The sequence below is a fragment of the Bradyrhizobium sp. BR 10289 genome (genome assembly GCF_019455385.1).
In the GTDB taxonomy this organism is placed as follows: Bacteria; Pseudomonadota; Alphaproteobacteria; order Rhizobiales; family Xanthobacteraceae; genus Bradyrhizobium.
Map to the genome: position 1 here is coordinate 1 of NZ_JACOFR010000051.1, position 1,143 is coordinate 1,143.

Here is a 1,143-nt window from a genome sequence, read left to right on the forward strand (position 1 = left end):
GCGCGGTCGAGCATGTCGCAGATCGCGATCGCCGAGACGAGGCCGTCGTCATAGCCGCGACCATAGGGCTTGTTGAAGAAGAAATGGCCGGACTTCTCGAAGCCCGCGAGCGCGCCGGTCTCGTTGGTGCGGCGCTTCATGTAGGAATGGCCGGTCTTCCAATAGGCGGTCTTCGCGCCCTGCTTCTGCAGCACCGGATCGGTGATGAAGAGGCCGGTCGACTTCACGTCGACGATGAACTGCGCATCCTTGTGGATCGCCGACATATCGCGCGCCAGCATCACGCCGACCTTGTCGGCAAAGATCTCCTCGCCGGTGTTGTCGACGACGCCGCAGCGGTCGCCGTCACCGTCGAAGCCGAGGCCGACATCGGCCTTGTGCTGCAGCACCGCGTCGCGGATCGCGTGCAGCATCTCCATGTCCTCGGGGTTCGGATTGTATTTCGGGAAGGTGTGGTCGAGCTCGGTGTCGAGCGGGATCACCTCGCAGCCGATCGCCTCCAGCACCTGCGGCGCGAACGCGCCGGCGGTGCCGTTGCCGCAGGCCGCGACGACCTTGAGCTTGCGCTTGAGCTTCGGACGATTGGTGAGGTCGGCGATGTAACGCGCAGGATAGTTCTCGTGGAACTGGTAGGCGCCGCCGGCCTTGTTCTTGAACTCGGCGTCGAGGACGATCTGCTTCAGCCGCGTCATCTCGTCGGGACCGAAGGTCAGCGGCCGGTTGGCGCCCATCTTCACGCCGGTCCAGCCATTGTCGTTGTGCGAGGCCGTGACCATGGCAACGGCGGGCACGTCGAGATCGAACTGCGCGAAATAGGCCATCGGCGTCACCGCAAGGCCGATGTCGTGCACCTTGCAGCCCGCCGCCATCAGGCCGGAGATCAGCGCGTATTTGATCGAGGCCGAATAGCCGCGGAAGTCGTGACCGGTGACGATCTCCTGCTTGACGCCGAGCTCGGCGATCAGCGCGCCGAGGCCCATGCCCAGCGCCTGCACGCCCATCAGGTTGATTTCCTTCTGGAACAACCAGCGCGCGTCGTATTCGCGAAAACCGGTCGGCTTCACCATCGGCTCGGATTCGAAGGCGTAGGTGTTGGGCAGCAGGACGGATTTCGGCTTGGGAAACATTGAGACGGTCTCGTGA

General features: G+C 63.9%; 1 protein-coding gene. It reads right to left on the reverse strand.

What is annotated here, in order from left to right:
- Positions 1 to 1,127: phosphomannomutase/phosphoglucomutase (locus tag HYH08_RS37275; protein WP_220014803.1), on the reverse strand; the 1,127-nt coding region annotated here is incomplete at its 3' end.
- Positions 1,128 to 1,143 lie beyond the last annotated feature (16 nt).